Raw genomic sequence first — 17,664 nt, forward strand, 5'->3', positions numbered from 1 at the left:
TGGGGTTAATTTTTCATTGTTCATGCTGATTATTATAAGAGGAGACCAACAAAACTTCAGTTCTACGTTTAAATTTTGTAGAAAATTGTAGAAAATTGCAAAATTACGAAGTGAATAGAACATGCATAAAAAAAATTCTATTTTAAACTTGGGGGAATTCGCTAAATAAGATAGTGAAAAGTCATATTGTCAATTTACGATTTTTATAAATTATTTTAGTATAGATTTTGATTTTAATCCTTTTCGTTCATAACTTACTAGATAAACAAAATAGCAGGTAGTTGAATAGAGTATATAAGTAATAGAGTTTGTGCTTTTTCAGACGCGTTATTATTCATACGTGGAACAGACGATAACAGAGGTGTTATCTGCAAAAATATTCACCGATTATTGAAATATGGTTGATGATTTGTTCGATTCGATGTTCATTAGCACATACTTCTATTGATGTAAAAAACCTCTTTATTTCTCCTAATTTGGTGGCAAAGGCGCGGTGTATCAGTTTGTATGCGATGAATGCAAATTTCACGGTCAAATTGGAAGCATCGAATTACCAACAACAAAAAATACAAGCCTAGCTCATTGAAAGCTGGCTTGTACAAAAAATTAACGTTTTACTGTAATTTTTTCTGAATCTGTTGTAACTTTAAATCCATCCTTCGTGGTAACACCAGCAGAAATATAATAAGTTCCGTCTGGGACATTTGATTCAGGTGTCCATTTCATACGTAAAGTATGCTCGTTTAATATTTCTTTCGTTTCAACTATGTTGCCATTTTCATCTTTAACATAAATTTTCCAATCTACACGATTGTTTGCATAACCAGTTATTTGAGCCGGATTATTTTCGTTTACATTTGTTCCAGAAACATAAAACCAACTAAGAACCATATTGTAATCAATATATGATTCGTCACCCCAAACAGTATAGCTTTGATTGTATGCATAATCATAAGCCATTACTACAATACCTTTTGGTTCAGTTGGTACACTAAGCGATGTTTCTCCTTCGTTCGTTTCATAATACTCCCCATTTACAAATACAATGGCACCGTTGTATCCGCTACCACCGGCACTATCAACAGCATTAAATGATATTTCATATTTTCCATTTTTTGGTTGCACTTGAATATCTGATACTTTTACAGCCTTTGAATCAATCTTTACAGGCAGCTTTACATATTGTGGTTTCGCAGATTTATAATCCAAAGTTGATTTGATTACATAATTATAAGTACCATCTGGAACAAACTCACCCTTCTCATTTGTTTCGTTCCATGTATAATTAGGGGCAGAATATCGATCCAACATATAATAGAAATCACCATTAGCCATGTTATTTTTTGTGAATTTAAATGGTGAACCATCCGGTGTGAATTCACTAAGGTTTCCTAACCATTTAACTTTTTTCCCTTTTTGATCTTCAATATACATTTCAGTTTCTTTTAAATTTCGTAGTACTTGAAACGACGGGTAAACACCTGGAGCGAACGTGTTTGGTGAAATCGTCATATGATCTAAATTAAAACTATTTGTCATACGATCAAATCCCAATGGTGCATCAGATACATCATCCCAAAGTACAGTATATCCTACATATACATCATCATTCCACGGAGTAGGATCAATATTTTTTGGTTTCGTCCAATCACCTAAAAAGCCCATATATGGCATTGTTAAAGGAACTGATTTGTCTTTATTCGCACCAGTTGGTATAAGACGTACAAACCCTTCGATAAATGCATCTTTCTTTAAAGTTCTCGGAAGTCGAATTTCAATATTTAAATTTTTTTCTTGCCCTTGCTTAATCTTTAATGCAAGTCCTTGTGAGTTAGTTATCTTTTCACCGTTCACATAGACAGAAGCACCCTCTACACGTTTACTTTGTAACGTTAAATAGTCATTAGAATAATCCTTTTTCCCATCATTGTCGTAGTCAAATTCTTTCGTTTCAGTTCCATCCGTTAAAACGTCTACATATACAGCGTATTCTAAATCATCTTTTAGATTAAGGTTTTTAAATGCTTCCACATTCAAGTTGAAAATCGCTCGATCATTTTTAATTTCTTTTAAAGCTACTGCTCCAGCTTGCTCAAGTGGTGCCCCTTTTTGTGTAATAATTGCCGGGGTCGAAATTGCATTTTGAATTTGCATTAAACCAGATCCTTGAATTCGTGGTGAATAAGGTAATGTATTATTCGTATTAGGATCCATTATAATATTCGAAGTATTCATTAAAGCAATTTTTGATTTTAGTACAGTTTCCTCAGAATGGCTGAATCCTTTATTATATAATGACTGTAATAAAAGTGCTGCTCCTCCTGCTACATGCGGCGTTGCCATTGATGTACCGCTATAAACATCATATTGATTTCCAGGTACTGTCGAATATATATTTCCTCCAGGAGCAGAAATTTCAGGTTTAAAATCTAAAGTATAAGGTGCACCATAAGACGAGAATGAAGACATTTTGTTTTTATTTTGATTATCGACATATACTCCACTTGAGAGTTGCATACTTATTTTTTGCCCTTTAGATAATTTAGTTATTAATTCATCACCTACTACTTTTGATGTTGTAACAGAAGTTAAGAAATATGGTGAAAAATCGATATCAGGATAATCAGGTACATCTGAGGCTGGTACTTGGATTAGTGCAACTGCCCCTTTTTTAGCTGCTTCTTGTTGGAAAGTGACATTCCCTCTATAGCCTGTTGATGGAATTGGCTTTGTTACAACGATTTTACCATTTACATCTTTACCTGCGTAATCAGCAGCTCTTCCTTCACCAACGTAAACAAATTCATAATTTTTCCCTTTTTCTAAAACGTCAATAAGCTTCTTATCAGCTTGATTTTTATATGGAAAAATTTCACCAGTAGTTGATTTCATGGAATCCATATGCACTTTTGAATTTTCATAAGATGCCACAGATAAAGCAAAAGGACTGACACTAGGTGACCCTACTGTTCCGATATCTGGGTTCTCGGCAAATGGTTGTAAAGATCTTTCTAATAGATAATTTTTTGTACTATAAGCGGCATTTCCTCCTGCAACAACAACCAAAGTGCCCTGCTCAGTTGCTTGACGAATCGCTTTTTGTACTGGATCATCTTCTTCGCCAACCCACCCCGAATCACTTCCTAAGCTCATATTAATAACATCTGCACCCATCGTTACTGCGTGCTGAATTCCTGCAATAAGGTCATCCTCATATGCTCCACCACCATAATCCGAAAATACTTTTTCAGCTAACAATTGTACGCCAGGTGCAATCCCTTTTACTCCGTCATTTGTTTCATCTCCATTTGCACCAATTGTTCCTGACACGTGTGTACCATGTGGACTTCCATATTCTCCGGGAATAACATCTGTGTCGTCATCCGCCCAGTCATATCCTGTTGGAACTTTTTCGCTATACCAAATTTCATTCACATTTGTTTCTGCAAATTTTCCTTGAATCTTTTCTTTAGTCCACTTTTCTTGTTGTTTTCCTTTGTCAGTTATCCTCAAATCCTTATGTGTCCAGTCAATACCTGAGTCGATTACTCCAACTACTAAACCTTCTCCTTGATATCCATATGATTCCCAAACTTTTTGAGCTTGTACTAATTCTTTACTGGCAGCCATAGATGGTTGGAACACTTTAGCGATATGAATATTCTTAACGCCTTGAATCGATTTGATTTCATTCACATTTTTATATTCTGTTTCAGTACTAAATCCGTTGAACCCTGTAAAGAAACGATGTTTAACATGTATATTCTTTTTTGTTTTATTAAGGTTATTAATGACTTTATCTTGCTTTAACTTAAACTCTTTCTCTTTTGTTTTTTCAGACATGGTTGATGCATCTACTGGACTATCAACCTCAACTATTATTCTTACTTTCTCGTCTGGTTTAAACTTTTTAATTTGTTCTTTGTCTAAATCGTATAAGTTTTTATCTCCAACATGATTTTTGTCACCGAATCGATTTTGACTTTGTTCAGATAATAATCCTTTTTTTATGTAATCGCTTATATTACGAGTTACTTTTTCATTTGATGAATTATTATTAACTCCTTCAGCAAATACAGTTGTTGAAAATAGTAATACTGATAGACCAATTGAAGAAATTACCTTGTAAGGAAATAGCTTTCTTTTTTTCAAACTCTCCACCCTTTCAAACTATTAAATGATTAGCGGGTAGTCTTTACAAGAAAATTAGAGGATTAAATTGATGGAATACTTCTAAAATTAGTTGAAGTATACAGCGAGAGAGACAGACCCATTTAGCTAGTCAATTTGAGACTACTTTTCTTTTTAGATCTGGTACAAGATTAATTCACTTTAATCTTGTACAGTAAAAATAATGTTACTAAATAATAAAGATCTAAGACTTTCTTTAAACAAAAATATGTAACCCATTAATTCTACTACCTTATGTTTTGTTAAAAAATCTCCCCTTCCAAATTTCATACTCCCATTTCCAAAAAGGAACTTAATAGATATTAAATCAGTCAAAAATTATCAACAAGACAAATCTAATATTCTATCGATTTAGAATGGGAACTTAATTCATATTGTATTTGTACATACATTTACTGTAAATTGGGGGAATTATTTATTACTCAGTTACAAGAATCGACATTTTTCTCATTGTTAATTAACGAAATCCGAAGAATAAAATAGGTTTATGCGGAATATTCTTTAAGTATTTTATTAAAATAAGTAAATTAGGTTGCTAGAGATTGGGGGAAACGGTCCTTAAGACCTATAATATATTGACATTATTTTAATAAAATGGATTATTTAAATATGAACTTAGTCAATAGATTCTAAGTATATAATTTTAAAAACAATCCCCTTTGCAGGAAAATTTTACAAGAGATTTTTTTATGTGCTACTATCAAGAGAATTTAGACATCGGAAATAGTGATTTAGAGGTTTCAGCGATTGGTCTAGGTCTGATAGGAATGTCCCCATGAATTTACGGTACGATAAATGATGAAGAATCAATAAAAACCTACCTCCATTGATCAGATTGTTTCCTCCAATTCCAGTGAGAATGGGCGAGAACCCGAAGATCGTTAGCGAGAGAATGGGCCATTCAAGAGTTGAAACAACACTTGGTATTTAATTACATTCAAATGAAGAAATGCAGAAGAAAACAGCTAACCGATTTGATGAAAAATTTGGTTTAAATTAATAAGCTCGTGAAGTTTCTGTGCAGTCTTTGTGCAATGAATAATATTCATACAAAGAATAATAGAAAACAAAGAAAAAGCTCAAACCCTTGATATACTTAGGTTTGAGCCTTCTCATTTGTATGATCCCAACTGGACTTGAACCAGCGACCCCTACCCTGTCAAGGTAGTGCTCTCCCAGCTGAGCTATGGAATCGTAATATATAGTGAGATTTATCTCTCTGTAAACTCTATTATACTGTTTTCCCCCGTTTACTTCAACCAAATTTTAACAATAAATTTCGAACATGAAGTAATTAAATAGATTTTGATAAGCCGTCATTTATTCGATTTTGCTTCTAAGTTACTAATTGTGTGCATTAAATCTTTCCATCTCATATCGTGGTCACTTGGAATATTGCTTAATAAAATGCTACCAATTACAATTGTTAAGAATAATAATAGGACCCCAATGCCAAAGACAACTGTCTGCACATGATAGTTTTTTACGATTTTAATCATTCTGTTTTTCATAGGCTTCTCTCCTAGTTACTTATTAATATTCCTTAGTGATTGAAGTACACACTCTTTTAATATTAATATTTGCCAGTTTGCCTATTATGTAATCAAAATAATTTTGTAATCGTTAACTTATCTATTTTAGTAGCATTGTATATGCAGTATGATGTTCTTCTTCATATTATTGAAACGTTTTATGTGTTTAATTTTAAATTTTCCAGAGTACATTTTTATTTAATAAATCTCATTCCTATTCTATGTATCTAGAACTAACATTTTCACGTTCCCTTATTTTGTTAGCTCTTTTTCCTGAACACTGAGTACTCAGAAGTTGTATTTTTATTTTGATTAGATTCTAATGGAGTTTCGGAGTTTTTTTTCTTATTATTTCTAGTTCTTTTAGATTTTTTCTTACTATCTAAAGCCTTTTTTTCTTGCTCTTTTTGTTCAGATTTCACTTTTAGTAACTCTTTTTGCTCAGAATATACGGAAACGATTGATCCACCAGCTTGAATCCAACTACCGCTATATTTTAGTAGTAATGCTAGCTCTTCGTATTCCTTAACTAATGGGTTAGTTTCAGTTTCTTCTTCAAATTGTTGAAGTACATCAAAAATTACCCCATCTGATAAGTCACTAGGCATTCCTTGTTCGCTTAAGATTGGTTCTGCCGTTTGACTTGAAATCGATTCATCTGATGCTTCAATCGGTTCGTAATCTGGTATTCTACCAAAAAGCATTACTATTTCATTCATAGTTTCTTCATTAGTTATTACTGCTGTTTTATGATTATTCATTTCTCCATTTGATAGATCACTAGCTTCAGGCAGTCTACCTTGGTATTCTTGAACCTCATCAAATATAATTCCGTCAGAGAGTTCACTAGCCTCATGTTGGTGCGCAATTCCTGGATATTCTTGAAGTACGTCAAATATGACTCCATCTGATAAATCGCTAGGTGCTTCTACTTGCCCACTTTCTTCTAAATAGTCTTTTAAATCCTCAATTTCTAACTCTACTAAACCTCCCAATACTTGTAATGTATTTCCGATCGCTTGTAAAAAATTTCCCATGAAACCAGATACATCAAAATCCTCACTACTTACTTCTTCGAGAGCTGCAATTAGTCCCCCAAATGCTTGTTGTGCATTCCCTGTAATATTTAATTTTATCGCTCGATCTGGATTTTTTGCTTCTTCTATTTTTTCTTCCTCTGCTTCTGCAGCTAATAAACTGAATAATACAGTGACATTACCTGAAGCTTGGATAATTTCACCTGCATCTTCTAATACACTAGGTTCACCTAAGAAAGCTTCTATGATATTTCCGATTGCTTGAAAGGTATTCCCACCAAAATCTAGATGAAAACTTATATCTTCCCATCTTTTTCGGTTTTCTCCTTTTAATCCTCTCATGGGTGTACTACTTATTGCTGAACTGATTGTGCCAATTGCATTCACCCATGAACCAATAACCTCCATCACTTGGCTCATTATAGAAACACCAATCCTTGATTAGTCATTTAGGATTAGTATATTCATCTAAGGCGTTTAAACGTTCCAAATAGGTAAATATAATTAAGCCCGAAATGTATCTACCCAACTTTCTTCTTAAATAATTCAATTTTTGATTTTTCTCCTACAATAAAAATTAAATCGCCAGTTTGAAAAACAACGTCTCCGATTTGAGATACCATTGGCTCGCCATCACGGATGATAAGTACAACTGTTATACCGTACTTCACAGAAAAGTTCATTTCCCTTAATGATTTACCGACTAATTTTTCTGGGATGACCGTTTCTACACCTGCAACATTTTTTGTAATTTCAATGTATTCAATGATTCCGCTCATCGCTTCCATTCGTGCTGCTTTATGTCCTGCCTCCTCTTCCGGATAAATGACTAAGTCGGCACCTATACTTTCTAAAATTCCGCCTACTTCACGATTATTTGCTTTACATATAATTCTTTTTACCTTCCTCTCTTTCAATCTTCTCGTGATTAAAATAGAGGCTAACGAATCCGTTCCAATCGCAACAAATACTGCATCAAATTGACTTACGTTTAAGTCTTCTAGAATGGACTCCTCACGTAAGTCGCCAATTACTGCATATTCTGTGTACTCCTCTAATTGGTCTAATGTCTTTTTTTCTTTATCACAAACAACAACTTCGTGACCTAATCGATCTAATTCTTTTACAATCCCTCGACCAAATCGACCAGCACCAATTACTAAGTATTGCTTTGGCATTTTAACTTTCCTCCTTACCCAACTGCTAAATCTTTTTCAACATATTTCAACTTTTGTTTATCTACTCGAAGTACGAAATAAATCAGTGTGAAAATTCCAATTCTACCAATAAACATAAGTAAAATTATTATTATTTTTGAAATGCTATGTATATTTGTTGTAATCCCTAATGATAATCCAGTATTCGTAATTGCTGAGATCACTTCTAGTAAAATTAAATCTAATTGAAACGGTTCAAAAATCGAAATAATAATAGTTGCAATTGTAATCAAAATGATAAAACTCATCGCTATAACAAATGCACGGTCAACTACTTCTTTCTTTACACTTGTTCTAAAAATAATCGTATCGTCTCGTGACTTAATGACCGCAAACATTTTTGCTGCTAACACCGAAACTGTTGTTAAGCGTATCCCTCCAGCTGCACTCGAGGAAGCTCCACCGATATACATAAGCACTAAAAGAATCAATATTGCAGGTAATGTCAATTCCGCAATATCAAGAGGTGCATATCCTCCATTACGACTAGTAACCGATAAAAACATTGAGTTTGTTAGTTGATCTGAAAAATTTAAATGTTTAAAAGCATGCCCTCTTTCTAAAAGCCAAAAAATAATCGTTCCTATAATCATAAACGAAAAATGTAGTCGCATATTGATTCTCGTAAATAAAGATTTTTTCTTATTATATTTATAGACGTATTCCATTATAGTTGGATAGCCTAATCCACCTATAAAAATTAATGCCGCTGTTACAATTAAGACTAAGTTATTTTTTTGAAATGAGATTAAACTATTGCCAAATAAATCAAAGCCCGTGTTTGTAAAGCTTGCAATTGAATGAAATGCTGTAACTAATAATGTTTCAAATACGGTGTCATATTTCTCCCTAAATTGACTATAAAAAAATAAACCACCTATAAATTGAAAGATTAATGATGTAAATAAAACCGACAAACTTAATCGTTTAATTGACTTTATACTACTTTGATTTTGATCTTTTGATACGACTAATAAATTTGAAATTGTAATCCGAATACCAAGGATCATAAATCCATAGCTAATAAATACAACAATTCCGATTGCACCAATTTCCATTTGAATCATTAATAATATTTTGCCCCACACATTAAATGTCTCAACTAAGTTTACTGTTGTTAACCCAGTCACACTAATCGCACTAGTTGAAACAAATAGACTGTCTATATAGCTAATTGTAGAAATTCTCGTAAAAGGTAGATAGTATAAAAATGAAAATAAAAATGTAATTAATATATAGGAAATAAATATGTAGTGGAGAGGATTTTTTGCTTTCTTCTTTTTCTTCATAAGTAGCTCTTTTTCTCCTTTAAGTTCGGGATAAAAGTTCATGGAATTTTTTACTAATTGCTATTATCTATTCTACCTATTTTTAGTAAAAAAACAAAAAAACTTTCAAATCAATAGAAAGATTTGAAAGTCATGTAACGTTTTTTATGCTGATGAAGAATTATCCGATTTCACTTGTATCGATGAAACTTCTTTTTGTTGTTGATATAAATACAAGAATACACTTACGATTACGATTGTGCCTCCGATTAACTGAAATGATGATAGCATTTCATGAAGAAGGAATACTGCTAAAATAGATGCACCAACTGGTTCTCCAAGTATACTCATCGAGATCGTTGTAGCATTTACGTAATTTAATAAATAGTTATTAATAATATGAGCTAATGATGGAATAATGGCTGATGCAATAAAGATGATCCAATCTTTTGATTGATAATCAAAGAAATTATCCATTGTTACAATATTATAAATTGTTAAAAATGCCGCTGAAAATGCGAATACCCAAAAACTATACACCCAATGAGACGTATTTTTTACGGTTGTTTGTCCAACCATTAAATAGAGCACTGCAGCAATTACACTTAAAAACGAAAGAATATCACCTTTAAAAGCTGACATACTTAAACCAATATCACCGAATCCTATTAGACATACACCAATAATCGCGATAATCATACATATTTTAGATTGCATGGAAGTTCGTTCTTTAAAGACAAAATAACCAAGGATCATTGCTACAAGTGGTTGAAGAGCTAATATAATGGTTGAGCTTGCCACTGAAGTAAACACTAATGAACCGTACCATAAAATAAAATGAATCGCTAACATTAATCCACCTAAAGCGAATGACCTATAATGAGATTTTTTTAAAGCTTTTAACTCATTTTTTCGCTTCAATACAAATGGTAGCATCCATATACATGTAAACCAGAGGCGATACATGCTTAAAACAGATGGAGATGCATTCGTCCATTTAGCTAATATAGCTGAAGTTGAAATGGCAATAATGGACAATATTAATAATGACATCATTGCATTAGGTTGTTTTTTACTCATGTTTCACCTCATTATGACTTAATTTGTAAGCGTTTAACACTTTTTACTTTTCTAATTTTTTTATATAAAGTAACATCTAATTATATCATCCTAGGGAAAAGAAGAGGAGACATTTATGATTCAAACAAATGGTACAAGAGAAGAACATACATTATATAGTGAACACATTCAAAAAGAAGTTACATTTACAATATACTATTCAAGCAAGTACACTCCGTTAATAAAACATCACTTATTAATTACACAAGATGGTCAAGACTATTTTAATTTAGGAAAAGTACATAGAGTTATCGAAAAATTAACGAAAGAAGGATCAATTCAACCTACAATTGTAGTTGGAATTCCATATTCTTCACCAGAAGAACGTTTTAAGCTATATCATCCATCTCAACCTGGCCAAAAAAATTATATTCGATTTTTAGCTGAAGAATTACTACCTTATTTAGATGATCACCTACCACTGCTTGGTTTAGCACATAGTAGAACGTTAATAGGCGATTCATTAGGTGCCACGGTTTCACTACAAGCAGCATTTACATATCCAAATACATTTGGACAAATTATTATGCAGTCCCCTTTTGTTAATAATGATGTAATCGAGTTTTTAAAGAATTCAAAATTAAACTCGATTCTTTCAATTATTCAAACTGTTGGAAAACAAGAAGATAATGTTTTTACCCCAAGCAAACAATGGGTTAATTTTGTCGAAGGTGGATTACAGTTAAAAGAATATTTAGCCAACTTCCCAGTGGAATTACATTATGCTGAATATGAAGGAGACCATACTTGGACTAATTGGGAAAAGCAGTTAGAAGAATTGTTAAAAATTAGTTTGGAGAAATAATTCGCGAAACTTATCGATTTTCAAAAAATTTGGTATAATTAAAATTGGTAGTTTTTAAAATCGTTAATTTTTTAAATTAAAATAAAAAGTATCGAAAACAGGAGGTAATTTTTATGAAATGTGGCGTTGTTATTTTTCCATCTAATTTCGTTCAAGAAAAGGCAAATGAGTATAGAAAACGTTTTGATCCAGCTTATACGTTAATTTCTCCTCATGTTACATTAAGAAGTGGATTTGAGATTAATGAAGATCAACTTCCAAATATTATTTCACAATTAAATGAAATTGCGACTCAAATTGAACCATTTGAATTGGAAATTAATAAAGTTAGTTCTTTTGCACCCGTTAATAATGTCATCTATTTAAAAGTTAATCCTGTTGAAGCATTAAAAGAGCTTCATGAAAAAATGCACACTGGTACATTTCCTGAAACAAAGGAATATGCATTCGTACCGCATATTACAATTGGTCAGCAATTACAAGATGCTGAATTTGCAGATATTCTTGGCCAGTTACGCATGATTCAATTTAGTTATAATGAAGTAGTTGATAGCTTTAAATTAGTTTACCAATTAGAAAACGGTGCTTGGGAAGTATATGAAACATTTAAATTAGGAGCAAATAAATGACAATTCGTACGATCGTTGCAGCAACAGAAAAAGAAATACAAGATGCCCTAAAGGTTCGAGTTGAAGTTTTTGTTGTAGAGCAACAAATTTCAAAAGAGCTAGAATTCGATGGACTAGACGATGAATGTGTTCACTTCGTATCTTACGATGGAGAACAACCGATTGCTGCTGGTCGCCTAAGATTAATCGAATCGACAGGAAAAGTGCAACGAATCTGTGTTCTAGAAAACTATCGAGGAAAAAAAATTGGAAATGAAATCATGTACTTAATCCTTAAAACTGCAAAGGAAAAAGGCTTGAGCCAATTAGTTCTACACGCACAAGAATCTGCAATTCCTTTTTATGAAAAATTAGGTTACGCGATCACTTCCGAAATATTTTTCGAAGCTGGTATTCCACACGTAGAAATGAATCTAAAATTATAAGCTGGTAAAAGATCGGAGTTCTTATAGAGCTTCGATCTTTTTTTTGGAAATAGTTGGAATAATGAACGTTTATCGACATTAAAAGGATAGAAAAAATAACAAAAATAGCGGAAATAAGTCTATTAAATTCTTTTCTTTGAACCTCTTCCCTACCTTCCATTAACCCTGTCTTTCTGTTAACATAGATGAGTCTGCATTAAATTTAAGGGGGAAAATAATGAAAATTGCAAACTATCAAAACCAAACAATCTATTTACCAGAATTCCCTCGTTCAAGATATGAGGAAATATATCAAGCCAGTATTCGCGGTGAAGTGAAATGTGCTAGCTGTCAGCAAAATTTAAGCTTCACATTAACTATTTATGATATTCCTCATTTTTATCATATAAACAAAGATCAAAATCTAGCATGTAAAAACAAAACGATTGAATTAGAAGAAGCAATCATTGCTAGATCTGAAACAGCCGCTACAACTACTACTGAAAATTATCAAGATGGTACGATTAAATTACCTACTAATCGTTCAATCTCAAATACATCTACAATCGATAAAACAGATGAAAATCAATTTATAAATCGGCTACCCTTTTACCACATTCCTCCATATAAAAAAGTTGAGCAAAAAACGGATGACTATGTGATCAATCAAATTCCATTAGATGCACAACAATGGGATGCCGTTACACATACGGATTCTCCATTACTTGTACTTGCCGGAGCAGGAAGTGGTAAAACCCGTGTAATAACAACTAGAGCAATGTACTTAATGAATAAGGGGATACTCCCACACGAAATGATGCTAGTAACGTTTACATCAAAGGCATCGACAGAAATGAAAGAGCGCATGAAAAATCTTGGTTATCCTACGCAACAGATGGAAATTGGAACGTTTCATAGTATTTTCTATAAAATGCTTTTGCGCTTTGATCGTACAAAATGGGATTCAAGTCGATTAATTAAGTCAGATTTTCAAAAAGAAATCATGTTAAAGCAAATTGGACGACGACTTGAAATTGATGAAAAATCATTTGCATATGACCAAGCTATTCAGCAAATCGGCTTATGGAAAAACTCATGCGTTTATCCACATGAAATTAGGTCAAAAGATACTTGGGAAAATCAGGTCGCTTCACTCTATGAAGGATATGAATCATTAAAAAAGGAAAACGGACAATTTGATTTTGATGATATGTTACTTGGCTGCTTTGAAATGTTAAATGAAAATAATGAATTACTGCTGCATTATCAGAATCGATTTAAATGTTTATTAGTCGATGAGTTTCAAGATATTAATAAAATTCAATTTAATATTCTACAAGTTCTTTTTCAACATACAGAGAATATTACAGCAGTTGGAGACGATGACCAGTCAATCTATGCGTTTAGAGGAAGCGATCCTCGATTTATTTTAGACTTTAAGGAGCATTTCACAGGAGCTAAAATTTATCATTTAAGTGAAAATTATCGTTCCACTCACGGAATTGTTTCTTTGGCAAACGAAGTCATTAAACCTAATAAAAACCGTTTTGTAAAATCTATGCATGCACAATATGACTACGATAAGGTACCTTCTTTCTTCTTTCCGTATGATGAAGAAGAGGAAGCTACGATGATTATTAATGATATGAAAGAAAAAATTAATAATGGTGCAAATCCAGGACAGTTTGCCATCTTATATCGTACTAATACTGCCTCAAGGGCTGTTTTTGAGCGTTTAATTGGCACAAGTTTACCATTTACAATCGATCAAGACGGAGACTCATTTTATGATCGACCGATTATTCGAAAAATGATCTCTTTCTTATTGTTAATTGAAGATGAGGATCATCAGTCCGCTTTAAAAGAAATATTGCCTGTCTTTTTTCTAAAACAGCAAGCATTTCAAGATGCAAAAATGAACAGTGTATTGCAAAATCTAACATTCTTAGAAGCATTTACGACGATAAAAAGTGCTGCACCATTTCAAATTAAAAAAATTGAAAACCTAATTAAAATATTGCGTTATTTAAAAATCGCTTCACCATTAGAAGCGATTGAACGAATTGAAGAAAGTCCTGCATTTACAGACTATATAAAAAAGCGCGGAAATGAATCTAATAAAATAGAACGCCCTTCAGATGATTTAAGAGATTTAAAAGTCGTCAGCAAAAACTTTAAATCAATTCGAGAGTTTGTAGAACACGCATTTCATATTTCAGCTAAGTTTAAAGAGTACAAGCAGAAAAAAAACCAATCTTCACAAGGAAATATTTCGCTTTTAACGGCTCACCGCTCTAAAGGTTTAGAATATGATTATGTCTATATATTAGGAGTAGTAGACGGTGGCTTTCCACATGATTATGCTCTAGAGTCGTTAAAGAACGGCAACCTAGATCAATTAGAAGAAGAACGTCGCCTTTTATATGTTGCTTGTACAAGAGCTAGAAAGCAATTATACTTATCGCTTCTTCAAAGAAGACGAGGAAAAAAAGCTAATCCTTCACGATTAATAAAACGATTTATAAATAAAAAATAAAGGTGAGCAGCTAATGCTCACCTTTTTTATGGATTATCGTCTAGTCGTTCTACCACTACAGCCACAACCTGATTTTTTCACATAACCAGCTGGTGCTCCTTGATAATACGGGTTATAGTTTTCTTGATTCATTTGTTGTTGTTGCATTTGTTGTTGTTGCATTTGATACTGTTGTTGCTGTTGAAGTTGTTGCCATTGAAAAGGTGTCATTTGCCCTTGATTATACATTTCTTCCCTCCTAAATAAGTCTATTCATTTTAGTATATGAAAGGAATTTTCAATCGTTCTACCTAAAATTATGAATTCAATCTACTAACAATTGTTTCTATTACGCCTGCTGCTCCAGCAATCGCTAATAAAATGATGATGAACTCTCCCACATGAGGAAAGAACATATATAATAATAGTAAAAATGCAGTACACCAAATCCCACTACACCAAGTACAACTTAATAGCTCACCAAAAAAATATCGTAGTCCACTACCCTTGATCTTTGTATACGTAACGGGCATCCCATTTTCCTCAAGGGTTATCTCATCAATAAAAGGTCTTCTCATAAAAGCTGTTATTTTATCATGAACAACTAAACGGGTTAATCGAAAGCTTGCCAGAATTAATATGAACAATAAAAACCAGCTAATATCCATTATTGTTGCAGGGACTTGGGATAAGTATACTAGGGATCATTAGCAACATAAACGGAAAAACAAACTATTGCTTCGCTCCGCTTCCCTCCCCAGTATATTTTCTCTACCTATCCCTTTTACCCCGTCTCCTCCCCTTATTCTTTTCTACGCTACTGTCCTTATCATCCTTTAACTACTCTCACCTTTACTTTGCTTTATCCCCCTCGCCCATTTATCTAAAAAAGCAACAATCTTCAGTAACCGTTTTTCGCCTGCTTAATATCATATTAATGTAATATCCATCATAAGTGATAAGGAGTGAAAAAGATGAGTTGCAAAGACAACCACGACAAAAAAAGAAACCACTGTGTATGTGACGTTGTAAAATTCATAAATGATCTACAAGATTGCGCAACAAACACTTGCCCAACAGGTTGTGACGTTCCATTTTTAGGTGCTAACCCTAATGTACCACTTGCAAATACTCGCCCTTTCCTATTGTATTTAGCAAACGGTGAATTATTTAGAGTACCAGCATTCAACAATAATATGATGCCAATTATGGCTCAACAAGCTCAAGGCGGAGATGACAACAACAATAATAACAAAAACCCTCAAATCAACAATTGCCAAGATACAGTTGTTTTCCGTGTTGAAAGTGTAGATGATGATTGCTGTGCAGTATTAAGAGCATTAGTTCCTGTAAACAGAAACAACAACAATAACAACAACAAAAATAACAACAACAACAACAATACTTTCTGTGATCTAGTAGACGCTGATATGTTTGTAGCATCAAATACTTGTGTAACTGTTGACTTAGATTGCTTCTGTGCAATCCAATGCTTACGTGACGTACACGTTTCAAATCTGTAAGTTTAATGTAAACTAAAAAACTATGGGTGGTAGATCATGATCTACCACCTTTTTAATGGTTCTAAATCCCAACCATTTGGATACTTAAGATGCTTGCAATATCCAGTTCAATATCGTTAATTTTTGAAGAAACTTTAATTGAAACCTTTCCTTCGTTGTAACCCATAATATAACCAATATATAAATCTTTTTCTGTTCTAATTCGGCATTCCACTTTTGGAATATAATGAGGCTTATTGATCATAAACAAAACCTTCTCTTCATTTGTCATCGCTTTGAATGGTTTTTTCATCCAAGCATTATCTGCTTCAGATTGTTTTTCTAGATTAACTTCCTCTTCTTCTAACACAACTTCTTCCTCTAGTTCCTCCACTTCTTCATATTTAGATTCTACATAATTTTCTTCCTTTGTTTTTTGATCCTGTTTATTTACTTTCACTACATAAGAGTGTTGTACATTTAACTTTGCTTCTTCAAAATCAGGCTGTGCAATATATAATAATGGCTTTACTCCCTCTTTAGACTCTTTACCTGCCATTGTTGTTCCTCCCTCGTAAGTGTGCTCCCATAAATTATATGAACGGACAATATGTATCATGTTAATTTTTTCTCAATTAATTAACCTAGAAAAGTACCTAATATAGAAATAAATGCCTATCAACACTTGACCAATTTTGTACATAATCTTATAAATTGGACAAATATCCTAGTACAAACAATTGACAGGGCACATATAAATACATTGTAACCGCACAGAAAAAACAAGGAGCGATGAAAAAGTGAATAAAGAGTTATTCTCAGTATTCGTAGGTAAAGGAGTTAGAATTGGTCGAGGAGGTCATGAATCTAAAGAAGGTTTATTACTTGGTGCATTTGGAACACATATTGCTCTTTTTACAGAGGCAGACGGTGTAATTTATTTCCCTTACACTCATGTAAAAAGTTTAACTTCATTTGCAAAAGGTAAATTATCTTATGATGAAATGTTCAATACGATTGAATTATTACCTAACGAGAATTTTGTGGATCTATTAAATTCTCAATGCAGACAATGGGTAAAAATTAATCGTGGTGGCCACGACAAAATCGAAGGTATTCTTCTTGATGCAAATCATGATTATGTAGAAATTTCTTTAAACGATGAACTAGTATATATTGCTACTTATCATATCAAGAGTGTAAGTTTCGGAGAAAAATTTGAAGTTTACGAAAGAAGTAATACGACAAGCCAAACATTAAGAAGAAGAAAATAATGTTTAGAACGGTCGTTTTATTCAAATAAAACGACCCTTTTTTTTTAAACGTTGACCTCGATGCCATTCTAATTATGTTTTAAACTAATACTGTAATTTGAAACTATACTTAATTTTGAGTGGTAATCAATAGATCATTGGAAGTATGTTTAATTAACTATTTCAACTATA

General features: G+C 32.7%; 15 protein-coding genes and 1 tRNA gene. 6 read left to right on the forward strand and 10 right to left on the reverse strand.

The genetic code is table 11. The annotated features are described in order from the left end of the window. Positions 1–606: 606 nt before the first annotated feature. The 7 genes from ACFCYN_RS07935 to ACFCYN_RS07965 form a co-directional block, all read right to left on the reverse strand. Positions 607–4,152 (reverse strand): S8 family serine peptidase, encoded by a 3,546-nt coding sequence (locus tag ACFCYN_RS07935; RefSeq protein WP_375948617.1) that lies wholly within the window; start codon positions 4,150–4,152, stop codon positions 607–609. A 1,160-nt stretch (positions 4,153–5,312) separates the two neighbouring features. Further along, positions 5,313–5,385, reverse strand: a tRNA-Val gene (locus ACFCYN_RS07940). Between the two features lie 122 nt (positions 5,386–5,507). Further along, on the reverse strand, positions 5,508–5,702 hold the full coding sequence (locus ACFCYN_RS07945) for a hypothetical protein (RefSeq protein WP_172445617.1): 195 nt from the start codon (positions 5,700–5,702) through the stop codon (positions 5,508–5,510). Between the two features lie 281 nt (positions 5,703–5,983). Continuing rightward, positions 5,984–7,180, reverse strand: coding sequence for a DUF6944 family repetitive protein (locus ACFCYN_RS07950; protein ID WP_375948619.1), 1,197 nt, complete (start codon positions 7,178–7,180; stop codon positions 5,984–5,986). A gap of 101 nt (positions 7,181–7,281) precedes the next feature. Continuing rightward, entirely contained in the window at positions 7,282–7,938 is a 657-nt protein-coding gene (locus ACFCYN_RS07955; protein WP_172445619.1) for a potassium channel family protein, read from the reverse strand. A gap of 14 nt (positions 7,939–7,952) precedes the next feature. Further along, positions 7,953–9,266 (reverse strand): potassium transporter TrkG, encoded by a 1,314-nt coding sequence (locus ACFCYN_RS07960; protein ID WP_172445620.1) that lies wholly within the window; start codon positions 9,264–9,266, stop codon positions 7,953–7,955. Positions 9,267–9,410: 144 nt separating this feature from the next. Beyond that, positions 9,411–10,325: a DMT family transporter gene (locus tag ACFCYN_RS07965; RefSeq protein WP_172445621.1), complete on the reverse strand. Its 915-nt coding sequence runs from the start codon at positions 10,323–10,325 to the stop codon at positions 9,411–9,413. A gap of 115 nt (positions 10,326–10,440) precedes the next feature. On the opposite strand from ACFCYN_RS07965, the gene ACFCYN_RS07970 reads away from it, so the two are divergent. The 4 genes from ACFCYN_RS07970 to ACFCYN_RS07985 all read left to right on the forward strand — a co-directional run bounded on the left by ACFCYN_RS07970 (position 10,441) and on the right by ACFCYN_RS07985 (position 14,738). Continuing rightward, positions 10,441–11,169: an alpha/beta hydrolase gene (locus tag ACFCYN_RS07970; RefSeq protein ID WP_172445622.1), complete on the forward strand. Its 729-nt coding sequence runs from the start codon at positions 10,441–10,443 to the stop codon at positions 11,167–11,169. Between the two features lie 113 nt (positions 11,170–11,282). Continuing rightward, entirely contained in the window at positions 11,283–11,798 is a 516-nt protein-coding gene (locus ACFCYN_RS07975; RefSeq protein ID WP_172445623.1) for a YjcG family protein, read from the forward strand. After that, complete coding sequence (locus ACFCYN_RS07980; protein WP_216854214.1) at positions 11,795–12,223, forward strand: GNAT family N-acetyltransferase; 429 nt, start codon at positions 11,795–11,797, stop codon at positions 12,221–12,223. Before ACFCYN_RS07975 ends, ACFCYN_RS07980 begins: the two co-directional genes overlap by 4 nt. 217 nt (positions 12,224–12,440) lie before the next feature. Continuing rightward, positions 12,441–14,738 carry an ATP-dependent helicase gene (locus tag ACFCYN_RS07985; RefSeq protein WP_375948623.1) on the forward strand — a complete coding sequence of 766 codons (2,298 nt, stop codon included), beginning with the start codon at positions 12,441–12,443 and terminating at the stop codon, positions 14,736–14,738. 33 nt (positions 14,739–14,771) lie between these two features. Here ACFCYN_RS07985 and ACFCYN_RS07990 read toward each other — a convergent pair whose 3' ends face one another. After that, positions 14,772–14,966, reverse strand: a complete 195-nt coding sequence (locus ACFCYN_RS07990) for a hypothetical protein (RefSeq protein ID WP_172445625.1) — start codon at positions 14,964–14,966, stop codon at positions 14,772–14,774. A gap of 68 nt (positions 14,967–15,034) precedes the next feature. Then, positions 15,035–15,388 carry a DUF1360 domain-containing protein gene (locus tag ACFCYN_RS07995; RefSeq protein ID WP_172447682.1) on the reverse strand — a complete coding sequence of 118 codons (354 nt, stop codon included), beginning with the start codon at positions 15,386–15,388 and terminating at the stop codon, positions 15,035–15,037. Between the two features lie 303 nt (positions 15,389–15,691). On the opposite strand from ACFCYN_RS07995, the gene ACFCYN_RS08000 reads away from it, so the two are divergent. Then, positions 15,692–16,240 carry a CotY/CotZ family spore coat protein gene (locus ACFCYN_RS08000; protein WP_172445626.1) on the forward strand — a complete coding sequence of 183 codons (549 nt, stop codon included), beginning with the start codon at positions 15,692–15,694 and terminating at the stop codon, positions 16,238–16,240. 61 nt (positions 16,241–16,301) lie between these two features. Here ACFCYN_RS08000 and ACFCYN_RS08005 read toward each other — a convergent pair whose 3' ends face one another. Further along, positions 16,302–16,778, reverse strand: a complete 477-nt coding sequence (locus ACFCYN_RS08005; protein WP_375948626.1) for a CotO family spore coat protein — start codon at positions 16,776–16,778, stop codon at positions 16,302–16,304. Between the two features lie 241 nt (positions 16,779–17,019). Between ACFCYN_RS08005 and ACFCYN_RS08010 the strand changes: the two genes are divergently transcribed. Further along, entirely contained in the window at positions 17,020–17,493 is a 474-nt protein-coding gene (locus tag ACFCYN_RS08010; protein WP_375948628.1) for a hypothetical protein, read from the forward strand. The last annotated feature ends 171 nt before the right edge of the window (positions 17,494–17,664 follow it).

It is taken from the genome of Gottfriedia sp. NPDC056225, from assembly GCF_042267765.1.
GTDB lineage: Bacteria > Bacillota > Bacilli > Bacillales > Bacillaceae_G > Gottfriedia.